This window comes from Flavobacterium sp. (assembly GCF_031409475.1).
In the GTDB taxonomy this organism is placed as follows: domain Bacteria; phylum Bacteroidota; class Bacteroidia; order Flavobacteriales; family Flavobacteriaceae; genus Flavobacterium.
In genome coordinates, this window is the sequence record NZ_JANNXH010000069.1 from 43,185 (window position 1) to 59,537 (window position 16,353).

General features: G+C 33.0%; 15 protein-coding genes. 11 read left to right on the forward strand and 4 right to left on the reverse strand.

The window, feature by feature from the left end; genetic code table 11:
- Positions 1-66 precede the first annotated feature (66 nt).
- Positions 67-606: a hypothetical protein gene (locus RMO53_RS13565; protein ID WP_310381733.1), complete on the forward strand. Its 540-nt coding sequence runs from the start codon at positions 67-69 to the stop codon at positions 604-606.
- Here the strand turns inward: RMO53_RS13565 and RMO53_RS13570 are convergent.
- A complete protein-coding gene (locus RMO53_RS13570) occupies positions 597-956 on the reverse strand; it encodes a hypothetical protein (RefSeq protein ID WP_310381735.1) in 360 nt (119 codons plus the stop codon). The two genes, RMO53_RS13565 and RMO53_RS13570, sit on opposite strands and share 10 nt — an antisense overlap.
- 57 nt (positions 957-1,013) lie before the next feature.
- Positions 1,014-1,988: a polyprenyl synthetase family protein gene (locus tag RMO53_RS13575; protein WP_310381736.1), complete on the reverse strand. Its 975-nt coding sequence runs from the start codon at positions 1,986-1,988 to the stop codon at positions 1,014-1,016.
- Positions 1,989-2,252: 264 nt separating this feature from the next.
- Between RMO53_RS13575 and RMO53_RS13580 the strand changes: the two genes are divergently transcribed.
- From RMO53_RS13580 to RMO53_RS13615, 8 genes are all read left to right on the forward strand, one after another.
- Positions 2,253-2,849 carry a TetR/AcrR family transcriptional regulator gene (locus RMO53_RS13580; RefSeq protein ID WP_310381738.1) on the forward strand — a complete coding sequence of 199 codons (597 nt, stop codon included), beginning with the start codon at positions 2,253-2,255 and terminating at the stop codon, positions 2,847-2,849.
- Positions 2,849-4,177: a TolC family protein gene (locus RMO53_RS13585; RefSeq protein WP_310381740.1), complete on the forward strand. Its 1,329-nt coding sequence runs from the start codon at positions 2,849-2,851 to the stop codon at positions 4,175-4,177. The genes RMO53_RS13580 and RMO53_RS13585 overlap by 1 nt, the downstream gene beginning before the upstream one ends.
- 27 nt (positions 4,178-4,204) lie before the next feature.
- Complete coding sequence (locus RMO53_RS13590) at positions 4,205-5,344, forward strand: efflux RND transporter periplasmic adaptor subunit (RefSeq protein ID WP_310381743.1); 1,140 nt, start codon at positions 4,205-4,207, stop codon at positions 5,342-5,344.
- Positions 5,345-5,423: 79 nt separating this feature from the next.
- Positions 5,424-8,888 carry an efflux RND transporter permease subunit gene (locus RMO53_RS13595; protein ID WP_310381745.1) on the forward strand — a complete coding sequence of 1,155 codons (3,465 nt, stop codon included), beginning with the start codon at positions 5,424-5,426 and terminating at the stop codon, positions 8,886-8,888.
- A gap of 170 nt (positions 8,889-9,058) precedes the next feature.
- Positions 9,059-10,534: an alpha/beta hydrolase-fold protein gene (locus RMO53_RS13600; RefSeq protein ID WP_310381747.1), complete on the forward strand. Its 1,476-nt coding sequence runs from the start codon at positions 9,059-9,061 to the stop codon at positions 10,532-10,534.
- 28 nt (positions 10,535-10,562) lie between these two features.
- Positions 10,563-11,174, forward strand: coding sequence for a hypothetical protein (locus RMO53_RS13605; RefSeq protein ID WP_310381749.1), 612 nt, complete (start codon positions 10,563-10,565; stop codon positions 11,172-11,174).
- A gap of 3 nt (positions 11,175-11,177) precedes the next feature.
- A complete protein-coding gene (locus RMO53_RS13610; RefSeq protein WP_310381751.1) occupies positions 11,178-11,630 on the forward strand; it encodes a GNAT family N-acetyltransferase in 453 nt (150 codons plus the stop codon).
- A gap of 17 nt (positions 11,631-11,647) precedes the next feature.
- Positions 11,648-11,980 carry a DUF3291 domain-containing protein gene (locus RMO53_RS13615; protein WP_310381753.1) on the forward strand — a complete coding sequence of 111 codons (333 nt, stop codon included), beginning with the start codon at positions 11,648-11,650 and terminating at the stop codon, positions 11,978-11,980.
- Positions 11,981-12,300: 320 nt separating this feature from the next.
- On the opposite strand, the gene RMO53_RS13620 is transcribed toward RMO53_RS13615, so the two are convergent.
- Positions 12,301-13,314, reverse strand: a complete 1,014-nt coding sequence (locus RMO53_RS13620; protein ID WP_310381755.1) for a TlpA disulfide reductase family protein — start codon at positions 13,312-13,314, stop codon at positions 12,301-12,303.
- 455 nt (positions 13,315-13,769) lie between these two features.
- The gene (locus tag RMO53_RS13625) at positions 13,770-14,135 is read right to left on the reverse strand and encodes a membrane-binding protein (protein ID WP_310381757.1); all 366 of its coding nucleotides are present in this window, start codon (positions 14,133-14,135) and stop codon (positions 13,770-13,772) included.
- A gap of 207 nt (positions 14,136-14,342) precedes the next feature.
- On the opposite strand from RMO53_RS13625, the gene aspS reads away from it, so the two are divergent.
- Positions 14,343-16,094 carry an aspartate--tRNA ligase gene (gene aspS / locus RMO53_RS13630; protein ID WP_310381759.1) on the forward strand — a complete coding sequence of 584 codons (1,752 nt, stop codon included), beginning with the start codon at positions 14,343-14,345 and terminating at the stop codon, positions 16,092-16,094.
- Between the two features lie 127 nt (positions 16,095-16,221).
- The coding region (locus RMO53_RS13635; protein WP_310381761.1) for a cold shock domain-containing protein at positions 16,222-16,353 on the forward strand (132 nt) is incomplete at its 3' end.

The window sequence follows — 16,353 nt, forward strand, 5'->3', positions numbered from 1 at the left end:
ACGAGTTTATTTAAATCTATTTTTTACTTACTTTTACGTGGCTATTTGTTAAAAAAACAAACAATTATGAGAGAAAATCACTTTTTACCCATTTCAAAAACAATTTTGATTGTAGTATACGTTTTGTTTTCTACCTCATTATTTGCACAACAACAGTCGATTGCGTCAAATAATTTTTGGGGAAACGTTCAATTTGGCGGTGGGATTGGATTAGGAATTGGCTCTGGTTATACTGACATTTCACTTTCGCCCAGTGCTATTTATAATGTAAGCGAAGTTTTTGCTATTGGTTTAGGCCTACAGGGAAGTTATGTTAAGTCAAAAGACAATTATAAATCTAGCATTTATGGAGCAAGTATACTAGGACTTATAAATCCTATTGAGCAAATACAATTATCCGTTGAGTTAGAGGAAACAAAGGTTAGAACCACTTTTGATTCGTCATTTGGGATACCATCAATTCATTTTTGGAATACTGCGTTGTATCTTGGTGCAGGTTACAGAACTGATAATGTAACTATTGGTGTGCGTTATGATGTGCTTCATGACGATACTAAAAGCATTTATAGCGAAGCCTTCATGCCATTTGTCCGAATTTATTTTTGATATTTATTCCTGAACCAGACTTTTTGCCATTCTCTTTTTAGAATTAAAAAAGCGACTTCTTCGGCTAGAATAACTAAATCTGAACCGTCTAATTTTTTGATTTGGTCTTCGGGAACGTCAATAATGTATAGCAAGTTGAGATATTCAGCGAATTTATACTGAATCAATCGATACATTTTTTCGTGCAATTGAATTTTTAATTCATTGGGAGAAATACTCTTCGGGAAATCTATTCCTTCATTGGCTAAATTGAAATCCTTGTTGATTTGTTGAATCAATTTTAGATATAAATTTTCGGCTTCGGCTTCTTGAAGTAGTAAATCGGAGTTTATTGGAGAAATGAAATTCATTTTTATGATTTTAACCCTATCAGGGTTTAAAACCCTGATTGGGTTGTAATTGTTGAATTAAACATTTCGATTCATTAGATTTTTTCCAAATTTCTTCAGAATTTCTTTTTTGTCTTGAGAAATATTGATTTTTTCTAATGTTTCAAATGCTTGTGAAGTAAAGTTTTTAATGGCAATTTGGGTTGCTTTGGATGCGCCAGAAGTATTAAAAATTTCTTTAACCGCATCAATCTTATCCAAATTATCTTCCAATCGAACAGAAAATAATTGTAATAAATTTTGTTTTTCCTCAATTGTAGCATATTCTATTGCTTTAATAAACAAATAGGTTTTTTTGTTTTCGATAATATCGCCACCCACTTGTTTTCCAAAAGTTTTTGGGTCACCAAACGCATCGAGATAATCGTCTTGCAACTGAAAAGCCAATCCTAAATTTAACCCGAATTCATAAATTAAATTCCTGTCATCATCCGAAGTTTCGGCAATAATCGCTCCCATTTTCATTGCCGCTGCAACGAGAACTGCGGTTTTAAATTCAATCATTTTTAAGTATTCTGGAATAGAAACATCCTCGCGAGTTTCAAAATCGACATCGTATTGTTGACCTTCGCAAACTTCGAGTGCTGTTTTACTGAATAATTTTGCTAATTCCTGAAATATTATTGGTTCGTATTGCTCAAAATATTGGTACGCTAGAATCAACATTGCATCTCCAGATAGGATTCCGGTATTTGTATTCCATTTTTCGTGAACTGTAATTTGCCCTCTTCGTAAAGGAGCATTGTCCATAATGTCGTCGTGAATGAGCGAGAAATTATGAAAAACCTCAACTGCTAATGCTGCTGGCAATGCCTTTTTATAATCAATATTGAAAATTTCAGCAATCAGTAAAGTCAGTACAGGTCGCATTCTCTTGCCACCGAGTTTCAAAATATATTGTATGGGTTCATACAAGTTTTTGGGTTCCTTGATTTCAGATTCCGAGTGCAAATAAGTTGAAAAAAAATCCTGATACTGTTGTATGGAATGCATTATAAAAAGTTAGAGGTTAAAAGTTAGATGTTGAAAGTCTTGACATTTTCAATTTAAAAAAAGTCGTACTTCATAAAAAAATCTAATCTTGACAAAGATAATTAAAATAAATTTTATTGGCAATCTTCCATCCACCATCTACCACCTCTTTTAAATGTTAAATAATTGTAAATACTTTGGAAACTATTTGCGTGTTAAAAGTTTCCTGTTTACATTTGCATCGAAATTTAAAGTGCGATTGCTTCGTGCAACGCAATGACAAATATGAAAGAAAAAATAATTGCAAAAGCGACTGATATGTTTTTAAAACTTGGTTTTAAAAGTGTAACTATGGACGATATTGCGGGAGAAATGTGCATTTCAAAAAAAACAATTTATAAATATTTTTGCAATAAAGAACTCTTGATTGCCGAAGGTACAAGTATTGTTCATGAACAAATACATCTGGGCATTAACGCCATTATCGAAAAAAACTACAATGCAATCGAGGAGAATTTCGAGATTAGAAAAATGTTTAGAGAAATGTTTAAATCAACCGACACTTCGCCTATTTATCAGTTAAAAAAACATTATCCAGATATATATGCAACAGTAATTTCAAGAGAAATTGACGAATGCATCTCTGTTTTTAAACAAAATACTATAAAAGGTATCTCCCAAGGATTGTATAGAAAGGAAACCCATATTGATTCGTTTGTGAAATTTTATTATACCCTAATTTTTAGTATTAACGAAACTACAAAACTAGAAGCTGAAGTTTTCAAATTAGAAATGCAAGCTCTAGAATATCACACCAGAGCATTGGCAACAAATAAGGGAATTGTCGAACTCGAAAAACAACTAAAAAACAATATTATATAATGAAAAACTTATTTTTAATACTACTAGCTTTTTCGCTAAATGTAAATGCTCAAGATGCAAAAACGTATTCATTTACGCTTCAAGATGCAATAAATCACGCGCTACAAAATAATTACGCTGCAATTAATGCAACACGAGATATTGAATCGTCGAAACAAAAAAAATGGGAAACCACTGCTGCAGGTTTACCTCAAATAAATGCCACTGTAGATTATCAAAATAATTTTGAGTTGCAAAAATCGCTAATTCCTGCTGAGTTTTTTGGTGGCAATCCAGGCGAATTTACAGAAGTGGCTTTTGGCACGAAACACAATATGAATGCCCGAGCTACTTTGAGCCAATTGATTTTTGACGGTTCATATATAGTAGCATTGCAAGCTTCAAGAACTTATTTGAAATTTTATCAAAATGCAAAACAAAAAACAGCTATTGAAATCAAAGAAATGGTCATCAATGCCTATGGAAACGTTTTATTAGCAGAGGAAAACATAGCCATTCTTCAAAAAAACAAAACCGTTTTAGACAAAACCTTGTTTGATACAAAAGAAACATACAAAAACGGACTTATTGAAGAAGAAAATGTAGAGCAACTTCAAATTACTTTATCGACAATCAATAGCAATTTAAACAATACTAAAAGATTGCTAGACATTGCCAATAAAATGCTCAAAATCACATTAGGGATTGATATTAATGATGAGTTAAACCTAACCGATAAGCTAGATGTTTTATCAGCTTCTAATTTAAACTTGGCGCTATCGAAAAAGGATTTTAATGTCGCTAATAATGTAAATTATCTTATAGCAACAAACTTTCAGGAGCAAAGACAATTGGAATATAAATTACAAAAAAGCAAAGCTTTGCCTACATTGTCAACTAATTTAAATTTTGGTTACAATGCTTTTGGAAATCAATTTGAATTTTTTTCAAGAAACCAACGATGGCTCAATTATTCTAATCTTGGAGTTGCTTTAAATGTGCCCATTTTTAGTAGCTTAGGCAGAAGCGCTAAAACCCAACAAGCTAAAATCGCTTTAGAACAAGCCAAAACCCAACTCACAGAAACCGAACAAAAATTAAAATTACAACACGCAAGTGCAAAGAGCGAGTATGAGTTTAGCATTGAAGAATTCATCACTTCAAAAACTAATTTGAACCTTGCAGAACGCATTGAAAAAAAGCAACAAATAAAATTTACCGAAGGTCTTTCGTCCAGTTTTGATTTCAGTGAGGCACAAAGACAATTGTATGCAGCTCAACAAAATTATTTACAATCCATGGTGAATATTATCAATAAAAAAGCCGCTTTAGAAAAAATAACAAACTAACATTAACTAAGACTTAATACATACAAAATGAAAAAAATAGTAATCCTTACCACACTTTCAATACTGCTTTTATCTTGTGGAAACAAAGAAAACAAACAATCAATTGATAGTCTAATTGAAACAAAAAACATCAAAGCATTACAAGAAAAGAAAACGGCTTTGCAAGTAGAAGTTGCAAAAATCGAAGAAGCTTTGGCAAAATTAGATACAAAAAAAGAGGAAGCATTAGTCTCTGTAATTACCGTAAAAGACACTGTTTTCAACCATTATCTTGACATACAAGGAAATGTAAATACCAAAGAAATTATATTGGTTCAACCAGAAATGCCCGGAACTTTAATAAATCTAAATGTAAAAGCAGGTCAACGTGTTTCAAAAGGGCAAGTTCTGGGTAGAACAGACGATGGCGGAATGAGTCAACAAGTGGCCAGTTTAGAAAGCCAATATGCATTAGCAAAAACTACTTTTGAGCGTCAAAAAAATCTTTGGAATCAAAAAATAGGTTCTGAAATTCAATATTTACAAGCGCAAACTCAAATGATTTCTGCTCAAAGAAGTGTTGCTCAAATTAAAGCACAATTATCAAAAACAGTTATAAAAGCTCCTTTTTCTGGCGTTATAGACGAAGTGTTTGTCGAGAAAGGACAAGTAGTTTCCCCAAACCAACAAGGCTTAATGCGAATCGTAAATTTATCGAACATGTTTGTTTCAACTGCTGTTCCTGAAACCTATATTGGCAAACTCAAAATAGGAACCGAAGTTGATGTGTATTTAACTTCTTTAGGGAAAACCTACAAAGGAAAAGTACGCCAAATAGGCAATTTTATAAACCCAAACAACCGAAGTTTTGGCATTGAAGTAAGTGTTCCAAACCCAGAAAATTTATTAAGACCTAACCAAGTTGCCAAACTTAAAATCATTGACTACGTAAACAATAATGCGATAACCGTTCCGTCAAATGTGATTCAAGAAGACGGACAAGGAAACAAATTTGTATACGCTGTAAACGGAAGCAATGGTAAAACCGGAACGGCCAAAAAAGTGATTGTAACACTCGGAAAATCATCAGATAATGTAACTGAAATTTTAAGTGGTTTAACTCCCGATGCTATTATTGTATCCGAAGGTGTAAATAACATTTCAGAAGGAATGAAACTTAATTTCTAAATATAATTGTTTCAAGTTTCAGGTTTCAAGTTGTTTTCTAAACGCTTAAAGCTGAAACTTGAAACCTTAAACTAAAAACATGTCACATCAAAACAAAGAATTCGGTATATCAAGCTGGGCTGTTGACAATAGAGTAACAGTCTACATCTTTGCATTATTAATAGTGGTTACAGGTTTGATTGCTTATGTAAACATGCCTCGGGAAGATTTTCCAGAAATTATTGAAAACAAAGTTTACATCTCCTCTGTTTTTCCAGGAAATTCAGCAGAAGATGTCGAGAAATTAATCATAAAACCACTCGAAAAAGAAATAAAAAACATAAGCGGTGTCGAAAAAGTAACAGCAAGTTCGTTCCAAGATTACGGAATGATTGTGGCAGAGTTTTCGGATAAAGTTTCTATTGAAGATGCCAAAGTAAAAATAAAAGACAAAGTTGACAACGTAAAAGCCGATACTGATTGGCCTAACCTGGACAACGGAAGTAAAGTAGAACCTTCAGTATTTGAATTGAACATTTCAGAAGAAGTGCCCATTTTGAATATTAATTTACAAGGAAATTACACCACGCAGCAACTTAAAAAATATGGCGAAAGACTTCAAGATGATATCGAAGAAGTTCCCGAAGTTAAAAAAGTAGATATTCTTGGTGTCGATGACAAAGAAGTTGAAATTGCTGTTGATATTTTTAAAATGACTGCGGCTCAAGTTACATTTGACGACATTCAAAACGCCGTTAAATACGAGAATATGACTCTTTCTGGTGGGAATTTAATTTCGCAAGGTTCTAGAAACAACATTAGAATCGTAGGGGAAATAAAAGACCCAAAAGAACTCGAAAATATTATTGTAAAACATCAAGACGGTACCATTTACCTAAAGGATATTGCAACTATTAGTTTTAAAGAAAAAGAAAAAACCACTTATGCTCGTGAAAAAGGCATCGAAGTTGTTATGCTTAGTGTAAAAAAACGCTCGAGCCAAAACATGATTTCGGCCATTGAGCAAGTAAAAGAAAAAATCAAATTAGCCCAAGAGAATTATTTGCCCAAAGATTTGAAATTAGAATTAACTAATGATCAATCCTCTCGAGTAGAACATCAAGTTGATGAATTGTCCAATCACATTATTTTTGGAATCGTGCTGGTAATGATCGTGTTAATGTTCACCATGGGATTACGAAACTCGCTGTTTGTTGGAGCTGCAATTCCATTATCAATGTTGATGGCGTTTACGATTCTGTCCGCTTTTGGATTAACCTTAAACACGATGGTACTTTTTGGATTAGTAATGGGATTAGGAATGCTGGTCGATGACGGAATTGTAGTCGTCGATAATGTATTCGCCAATATGAAAAAAGGAATGCCTAGAATTCAAGCTTCAAAAATTGGAATTGGCGAAATAGCTTGGCCTGTTATTTCTTCGACCGCAACAACATTAATGGCGTTTTTACCTTTTGCCTTATGGCCAGGAACCATGGGAAAATTCATGAAATATTTTCCTATTACCTTAACCATTACATTAAGTTCATCCTTATTTGTAGCCATGATTGTAAATGCAGCTATGACCGGAGGATCAATGGAAATTGAAGATAAAAACGTTTCTAAAAAATCGGCAAAAAAATATTCTATCATTTTTGGAATAATAGCCACTATTTTTGTGATTATTGGAAACCTTTACGATAGCAAAACAGCAAGAGCTATTGGTCATTTATCCATTATTTCTTTAGGATTAATGTGGTTGTATAAAATAAAATTATATCAATGGACACAAGATTTTCAGCATAATTTTTTTCCAAAAATGGAAAATAAATACAAATCGTTTTTGGCAAAAATATTAACCGGACGAAATGCTTGGATTGCGCTTGCTAGTATCATTGGAATGTTGTTTTTATCCTTAGTTTTATTAGGTGTTTTCCCTCGTAAAGTATTGTTTTTCCCTGATAATATTCCAAATCAAGCCATTACTTATATCGAATTTCCACAAGGAACAGCTATTGAAAAAACCGATAAAGCCACAAAATTTGTAGAAAATCAAATCATCGATATCATGAAAAAATATATCGATCCCAAAACTAATAAAAACTTCCTTGCCGAGAGTATCGTTTCGCAGGTTGGAGTTGGCGCTGGAAATCCAAATGTTGATGCAGGTTCGGCTTCGGAAACACCATTCAAAGGAAAAGTTACTGTAAATTTCTCCGAGTTCAAATTTAGACAAGGAATCAACACTGCCGATATTTTAGAAGAAATTCGTTCTAAAGTAAAAGGTATTGCTGGAGCAACCGTTACCGTCGAAAAAGATGCAAATGGTCCGCCAGCAGGTTATCCAATAAGTGTTCAGCTTACAGGCGATGATTATGACGAAATGCTCTCACAAGCAGGCAAAATGATTGCGTTTGTAGACAGCAAAAACATTCCTGGGATCGAAAAATTGAGTGTTGATGTCAATAAGCAAAGTCCGGAATTAGAAGTAAAAGTGGATCGTGTAAATGCTGGAAGTGCCGGAGTTACAACGGGTCAAGTTGGGTTTAATTTGCGCCGATCCGTTTATGGTCAAGAAGTTTCTACTTATAAAGAAGGAGATGATGATTATAATATTGTAGTGAGAATGCAACAAGACCAACGCAAAAACGAAAATGTATTGTTCAACCAGTCGTTGACTTTTAGAAACCAAAACAACGGTCAAATGATGCAAATTCCCGTTTCGGCAGTTTCAGAAACAGAAAAATCGTTTACCTATAATCAAATCAAACGAAAAAACTACAACCGTATATTAACCATTTATTCTAATGTATTAACGGGTTATAATGCAGATGAAATTACAAAACAAATTCAAACCGAATTAAAAGGGTATGAATTGACAAAAGGCATTACGTATTCCTTCTCTGGAGTGCAAGAAGAACAGGGAAAAAATCAAAGTTTCTTAATGTATGCTTTGTTTTTAGCCTTGTCAGGAATTACGATAATCATTGTTTTACAGTTTAATTCGGTTTCAAAATCAATGGTAATATTATTTACTGTGCTCTTGAGTTTTAGCGGAGTTTTCTATGGTTATGTAATTGCTAATATGGATTTTGTAATCCTAATGACCATGATGGGTATTATTTCACTTGCAGGAATTGTAGTGAAAAACGGTATTGTATTAATGGATTTCTTTGTCTTATTGCTGGATAAAAAAGTAGCAGAAAAAGAGGTTGAAAGTCACGATGATTTAACCCTAGAAGAAATAAAATTAGTAATTATCGATAGTGGGAAATCGCGTTTACGTCCCGTTTTATTAACCGCTTTGACAGCTGTGTTAGGCTTAATTCCACTCGCGATTGGACTAAATTTTGACTTCTTCGGACTGGTTACGGATTTAAACCCGCACTTATTCCTTGGTGGTGATAATGTAATATTTTGGGGACCATTGGCTTGGACGATTATTTTCGGGTTGACGTATGCCACAGTTTTGACACTGGTTATGGTTCCGGTAATGTTTTATTTGGTAAAACGAACCAAGTTTTGGTTGCGAGATCGAAGATTAGCCCGAGCTATTGAAATATAAGTTTTCTAAATCTTTAAAACAGAAACCACCCAAAATTTGATTTTGAGTGGTTTTTTGTTTTTGTAAAAAGAGTTTGAGTATATTTGAAAGAATATAACTTTTGTACAAATCAATGTCACAAAAGAAACCTTTAAATGACTTTTTGAAATACTATTTACAAATAATCAATCATGAATTTTAGACTTAAATTTTCCCTATTCGTATTCATTCTGAGTGTTTCGACACAAGCCCAGCAAATCAAAGTTTCCTTCTCCACAAAAGCATACGAAGGCGCTTTTTCGGGAAAAGTACTTTTATATCTTTCTAAAGATGGTAAAAGCCCAAAAGATTTAGGAATAGGATTACCCACACTTTCATGCTTTGCTATAGATGTCAATAATATAAACCCAAACGGAACTGTAGTATTTGATGATACCGCAATTTCATACGCAGTTAAACTATCAAATATAGAACGCGGGGAATATTATGTACAAGCCGTTTGGGATCGAAATTTGGGCGGACGAAATATTGGCAACAGCCCAGAAAATTTGTACAGCAAACCCATTAAAATCAATTTGACTAGGAATACAAAGGCAACTTATAGCATACAATGCGACCAGATAATTCCAAAACCTACTTTTAAGGAAACTGAATTTACAAAAGAAATAAAAGTGCCTTCGGCTTTGCTTTCAGTATTTTATAAAAGAGACATTACCATTGACGCAGCTGTTATTCTCCCAAAGGAATATTATAAAGAACCCACTCGTAAATTTCCGGTTCATTTTATAATTTTTGGTTTTGGCGGAGATTATCACGAATATTCCGGTAAAGAAGAAGCAAGTATTCCTCTTGAAAACGCACCTTGTATAACTGTAATTCTTGACGGAAATTGCCCAACAGGACACAGCACGTACGCAAACAGTGACAATAATGGTTCTTGGAGCGATGCGCTTGTGAAGGAGTTTATTCCAATGGTTGAAAAAAAGTATCGCTGCAATAGTGCAAGATTATTATCAGGCCATAGCAGTGGCGGTTGGTCTGTGTTGTGGTTGCAAATAAATTACCCCGAAACTTTTGCAGGTTGTTGGTCAAGTGCACCAGATCCCGTTGATTTTAGAAACTTTCAGCAAATTGATCTTTATACAAATAAAAACATGTTTTATGATAAAGAGGGAAATTTGAGATTAGATGCAGCTGTTGGCGGATACATTCCGTGGTTGTATTTGAGGGATGATTATAGAATTGAAGATGTACTTTATCGTGGCGAGCAATATGCTTCTTGGAATGCTGTTTTTGGTAAAAAAACTAAAGACGGTGCTCCTGAAAAAATCTGCAATACAAAAACTGGAGAAATTGACAGCAATGTAGTCGCTCATTGGAAAGCATACGATATATCCTTGCTAATTCGCACGAACTGGCAGCAACTTAAAACCGAGTTAAACGGTAAAATTAGAATATCAACCGGCAATCAAGACAACTATTTTCTCAATCAAGCGGTAGAGTTATTAGAAGTAGAAACCAAAAAATTAAATGCTGATTTTGTTTATGACTATTATCCTGGAGACCATTTTACAGTTCACACACCAGAATATGATACCGCAGGATATGCTTTTCTAGCCAATAAATATGCTGCATGGGTTTCTAAAAAAACAGCTCTTGGGAATTAATTTAATAATCGAAAACGCAAAGTTTAACATGAAATATACCGAAAAAATACAGCATTTACTACCTTTAGGATATCTTTATCTTGTAATAGTAGGAATCCTAAAGGAAACTGCTTTCTTTTATCAAATAGGGATAAACATTTTGAAATACTCCTCAATTATGGATGTATTAATGAGTCCAATTGCTACTTTAACTACACATCCTATAATATTTGTAGTCTTCACTTCTATTTTTGTGTTTTGCTACTATTTGCCTTCTATTTTATACAAGCACGATCACAAAAAATGGGTCCAAAAAGCATTTGAATTAAAAAAAACAAAAAGTGATTTGCCCGAAGATGAAATTAAAAATTATTACTTGTTTATTGCAATAAAAACACTGGCGATGGGTGTATTATCTGTTTATTTAGGTTACGGAATTGGAGAAGGCTTTACTACAGCTTCAAGGATAAAGGACAATAAACTACAATTTGACTACAAAATGAATTACAACTCAGGAGAATCAGAACAAGTATGTTTACTAGAAACAAATAGTTTGTATTACTTTTATGTTTCGAAAGACCAGAAAACAGTAAAAATTGCATCCATAAGTGGAATAAAAAACATTGAATTAATCAAAAATAGAATGTTTAAGGAAAAATAAAAAATGATCATTAGAGAAGCTGTAATTCAAGACATAAAACAAATTCAACTTGTTAGAAATTCTGTAACAGAAAACGTTTTGTCTAATCCAGACTTAGTTACAGACCAAGATTGTAAAGAGTTTTTGACCCAAAGAGGGAAAGGTTGGGTTTGTGAAATAAATAATGAAATTGTTGGGTTTTCTATTACCGACTTGAAAGACAATAATATTTGGGCACTGTTTTTAAAACCTGAATTTGAAAAAAAAGGAATAGGCAAACAACTTCATGACATTATGCTGGATTGGTATTTTAACAAGACTAAAAATACGGTTTGGTTAGGAACTTCACCTAAATCAAGAGCAGAAACATTTTATAGAAAAGCAGGTTGGACTGAAACTGGAATACATGGAAAAGGAGAAATTAAATTTGAAATGACATATAATGACTGGTTAAGTAAAACAGCAAATAATATTTAACACGAATTAATTATAAAATGAAAGTTACAATAACATCAATTGAATTAAAGGGTGCATTGCATTTTTTTTTATTCGCCAATCATGTGTTTAAAATAGTAGAAGAATTAAAAACGGCAAACTATATTGAATTTAGACGGAATGGTCATTGGAAAAAATTTTATACTATGACACTTTGGGACAATGATTTAGATATGAGAGCATTTGCAAAAAGTGGTGCTCACCTTGAAGCCATGAAAAGAAGTAAGAAAATCGCAAAAGAAATCAGAACTTATACATATGATGCTGAGGAATTGCCTTCGTGGGATGAAGCCAGAATACTTTTGAATAAGGCAAAAGTAATTCGATATTAAGGTTTCGATTGTTCCTTTTAAATAAATCAACTGAAGATTAAATATCAAAATCGGCTGTTACAAAAACTTGTGACAGCCGATTTTTTTATAGACGCTATATTAACAATTTAATACACAGAAATAGTTCGTCAAATTTAAATTCATTTTTTCTATATTCTGACAACAAGAGCGTCTTTGTATGAAGTAAATTTATAAAATAAAATTGTATTGAAAAAATATTTTGGACAGAAGTTATCAACCGTTTTAGGCTAGAAAAATAAGAATATCCCAACAAAAAAGCCAATGCAATGCATTGACTTTTAAAATATACACTTTTGGAATTAATTCAAGAGTGCGTCTAATTGTTTTTGCAATTCAGGATTTGATGGTCTTGCAGCATCCGATTTTACAACTTTACCGTTCGGGTCTATCAAAATAAATCTCGGTATTGAATTAATCCCGAATGCTTTTATAAAATCAGAAGTCCAATTATTATCTGCAAATAATTGTATTCCGCCCAATGCTTTGTCATCAACAAATTTTTTCCATTTATCGTGGTCTTTAGCTACATCAACTGAAATACTAACAAATTCAATGTTTTTGCCATGATATTTTTCTTCCACTTTCTTTAATGAAGGAATTTCAGCACGACATGGTCCACACCAAGTTGCCCAAATGTCGATGTAAACATACTTCCCTTTTAAATCGGTTAGTTTTGTGTTCCCACCTTTATGGTTTTCATAATCAAATAATGGCGAAACGGTATCATTCATTTTGCTTTTGGCCAAATTTGCTTCATAATTTTTTTTGTAATACTGGACGATAGCATTATAATTATCCTCAATACTTGTTTTTTGGAGTACTACAAAAATTGGATCTAATTTTTTGTTTTCTAAACGCTTCAAATCATCCGCTTTTTTCTGGTCAAGTCCTTTAAAAAAATCAACTTCTTTTGCAATAAGTAAACTGGCTATGTCGGTTTTCTCTTCAAACATAGAATTTTGAGCTAAAAAATTGTTTTCAATAGAACCTTTCCCACTATAAACTATAGATTCATCAAATTTTTTGGTATCCAATTTCATTTTTAAATCGAATCCATCTTTTAGATATAAAACCGTATATTCATTCCCATCAGAAAACGAATATCTTCCGGTTTCAACATGCATTGTGTCTTTAAAAATACCCGCTTTGTTGATTTGAATCTTTTTTATCAATTTGTTTTTATAGTCTGTAATATAAATTACATCTCCAAATTTATTAGCGATTTCCGCCTGAAAGGTCATGTACTTTTTGCCTTGTGCATTGCCATTAACAATACTTGATAATACAAATGCAATTAAAAATATTTTTTTCATAAGATTTTAATTTTAGTTATTCAAAACTACTTTTATTTTTTTTAGGACCAACAATGATTAACAAAAATTTACCTAATATATTACAGCAGTTATGACTTTTAGTTTTGATGATTGTTGTATAAAACTGGACTTAAAAATCTAATAACCTGAGTTCGATTAATAAAATATTGATTTTCAATAGGTTTTAAGTCCTGCAAGGTTTTAAAAACCTTGTAGGTATATGGTTTTTGAAGTGTTTTTATACCTACAAGCTCAAAAAAAAGACCTTGCAGGACAAGCACAATAATTTAAATCGTTAATTAATGCAATAATAATCGACCAAAGGTTAATACATGAAGTCGTCAATATTAACAGCTAAAAAAAGCCAAAAAAAATAGCGATAAAATATTTTATCGCTATTTATAATTGTTGTTATGCATGATAGGAACCTGAACAGTTTTATAACATGCAAGTTATTAATTTCTTGCTGCCAATGCTTCTTTTTTCCAGCTTTTAACCGATGCAATTCGGTTATCAGAATAATCGACTTCGCTTAAATTACTAAATCCTGTTGTTACATCTTGAGACCAAAAAAACCATTTGTTAGTTTTGACACCATTTTTATATTCACCAGAAGCGATTTTGTTTCCTTTTTCATCAAAAGAAATCCAAACTCCTTCTAACTTTCCGTTTTCAAAAAAACCTACTTGTTGCACTTGACCATTTTCAAAAAAGTAAGTAGCTTTCACTTTTTTACCAAATTTTTCTAATACAGGCTCAGCTGCTTGTGAGTAAATTACTCCTGAAATCAATATTCCAAATAAAACTATATACTTTTTCATGTCTTTTTTTTTAGGGGTTCAAATTAACTTCAACAAAGATAGAAATTAATTTACAATAAAAAAACTTTTAGTTAACAATTTGGTAACATTGGATAAAAACTTAACATTGGAAATTAAATTGAAATTAAAAACAATAGGATAAAAACTCTTTATATATCAATTCAATATTCATAATTAGTCCTAAATTTGCAGTCTAAAATTATTACAATGTATAGAAGTCATAATTGTGGGGAATTGAACGCCTCACATATTAATAAGGAAGTTACGCTTGCGGGATGGGTTCAAAAATCACGTGACAAAGGGTTTATGAATTGGATTGATTTACGCGATCGATACGGAATTACCCAATTGATTTTCGACGAAAGTCGTTCTGAAAAAGAAGTTTTTGAATTGGCAAAAACACTTGGTCGTGAATTTGTGGTTCAAGTTAAAGGAACTGTGATTGAACGCGAAGCAAAAAACAAAAACATACCAACAGGCGAAATCGAAATTTTAGTATCCGAGTTAAACATATTAAATGCTTCACTAACTCCACCTTTTACTATTGAAGATGAAACCGATGGTGGCGAAGACATCAGGATGAAATACCGTTACCTTGATATTCGTCGTAATCCCGTAAAAAACAACCTGCTTTTTCGCCATAAAGTGACCATGGAAGTACGAAAATATTTATCCAATTTGGATTTTTGCGAAGTAGAAACCCCTTATTTAATCAAATCCACTCCCGAAGGCGCAAGAGATTTTGTAGTTCCTTCTCGAATGAACGAAGGACAATTTTATGCTTTGCCACAATCGCCACAAACTTTTAAACAATTGTTGATGGTGGGCGGAATGGACAAGTATTTCCAAATCGTAAAATGTTTCCGAGACGAAGATTTACGTGCCGATCGTCAACCTGAGTTTACACAGATCGATTGCGAAATGGCTTTTGTTGAGCAAGAAGACATCTTAAATGTTTTTGAAGGATTGACTCGTCATTTGCTAAAAGAAATCAAAGGGATTGAAGTAGAAAAATTCCCAAGAATTACTTACGACTATGCCATGAAAACCTACGGAAATGATAAACCAGATATTCGTTTTGGGATGGAATTTGGGGAGTTGAATGAATTTACACAGGATAAAGAATTTTCCGTTTTCAACACGGCTGAATTAGTTGTAGGAATCGCAGTTCCTGACGCTGGAGAATATTCCCGTAAAGAAATAGATGCTTTGATTGAGTGGATCAAACGTCCACAAATTGGCGCTAGCGGAATGGTTTATGTAAAATGTAACCCTGACGGAACTTACAAATCATCAGTAGATAAATTTTACGATCAAGAAGATTTAAATAATTGGGCAAAAACAACTGGTGCAAAAGCGGGCGATATGATTTTCGTGCTTTCTGGTCCAGCTGATAAAACCCGGACGCAACTTTCGGCTTTGCGAATGGAATTGGCAACACGTTTAGGATTACGGAATCCTGGCATATTCGCTCCACTTTGGGTGGTAGATTTCCCATTATTAGAATTGGATGAAGCAAGCGGAAGATGGCACGCTATGCATCATCCGTTTACTTCTCCAAAACCAGAAGACATGGAATTATTGGCAACTAATCCAGGAAAAGTTAGAGCCAATGCCTATGATATGGTATTAAACGGAAACGAAATTGGCGGTGGTTCTATTCGTATTCATGACAAAACTACACAACAATTAATGTTTAAATATCTAGGATTTACTGAGGAAGAAGCTCGTAATCAGTTCGGATTTTTAATGGATGCCTTTCAGTTTGGTGCGCCACCACACGGTGGATTGGCTTTTGGATTAGACCGATTAGTCGCCATACTTGGCGGACAAGAAACTATTAGAGATTTTATTGCTTTCCCCAAAAATAATTCCGGAAGAGATGTCATGATTGATGCACCGTCATTAATAGATGAAAGTCAGTTAAAAGAATTGCATATTCAATTAAATTTAAAATAATATTTGTTCCATTTATGAACAGAAAACGCTGTAAATCAATATTTTTTATAAAATTTCGCACATTAATCTCGTTCGTATTATATTAAATATTACATTTGCCACATTATAAATTATTATCATTATTACAATGCGTACAGGTACAGTTAAATTTTTCAATGAATCTAAAGGTTACGGATTCATTACAGACGAAGAAACAGGAAAAGACATTTTTGTTCATGCATCAGGAATCAACGCGGAAGAACTTCGTGAAGGTGACAGA

What these genes read in the sequence shown, in the direction of transcription:
- RMO53_RS13565 (WP_310381733.1), top strand. Translation starts at nt 67, where the DNA reads ATGAGAGAAAATCACTTTTTACCCATTTCAAAAACAATTTTGATTGTA.
- RMO53_RS13570 (WP_310381735.1), bottom strand. Translation starts at nt 956, where the DNA reads ATGAATTTCATTTCTCCAATAAACTCCGATTTACTACTTCAAGAAGCC.
- RMO53_RS13575 (WP_310381736.1), bottom strand. Translation starts at nt 1,988, where the DNA reads ATGCATTCCATACAACAGTATCAGGATTTTTTTTCAACTTATTTGCAC.
- RMO53_RS13580 (WP_310381738.1), top strand. Translation starts at nt 2,253, where the DNA reads ATGAAAGAAAAAATAATTGCAAAAGCGACTGATATGTTTTTAAAACTT.
- RMO53_RS13585 (WP_310381740.1), top strand. Translation starts at nt 2,849, where the DNA reads ATGAAAAACTTATTTTTAATACTACTAGCTTTTTCGCTAAATGTAAAT.
- RMO53_RS13590 (WP_310381743.1), top strand. Translation starts at nt 4,205, where the DNA reads ATGAAAAAAATAGTAATCCTTACCACACTTTCAATACTGCTTTTATCT.
- RMO53_RS13595 (WP_310381745.1), top strand. Translation starts at nt 5,424, where the DNA reads ATGTCACATCAAAACAAAGAATTCGGTATATCAAGCTGGGCTGTTGAC.
- RMO53_RS13600 (WP_310381747.1), top strand. Translation starts at nt 9,059, where the DNA reads ATGAATTTTAGACTTAAATTTTCCCTATTCGTATTCATTCTGAGTGTT.
- RMO53_RS13605 (WP_310381749.1), top strand. Translation starts at nt 10,563, where the DNA reads ATGAAATATACCGAAAAAATACAGCATTTACTACCTTTAGGATATCTT.
- RMO53_RS13610 (WP_310381751.1), top strand. Translation starts at nt 11,178, where the DNA reads ATGATCATTAGAGAAGCTGTAATTCAAGACATAAAACAAATTCAACTT.
- RMO53_RS13615 (WP_310381753.1), top strand. Translation starts at nt 11,648, where the DNA reads ATGAAAGTTACAATAACATCAATTGAATTAAAGGGTGCATTGCATTTT.
- RMO53_RS13620 (WP_310381755.1), bottom strand. Translation starts at nt 13,314, where the DNA reads ATGAAAAAAATATTTTTAATTGCATTTGTATTATCAAGTATTGTTAAT.
- RMO53_RS13625 (WP_310381757.1), bottom strand. Translation starts at nt 14,135, where the DNA reads ATGAAAAAGTATATAGTTTTATTTGGAATATTGATTTCAGGAGTAATT.
- aspS (WP_310381759.1), top strand. Translation starts at nt 14,343, where the DNA reads ATGTATAGAAGTCATAATTGTGGGGAATTGAACGCCTCACATATTAAT.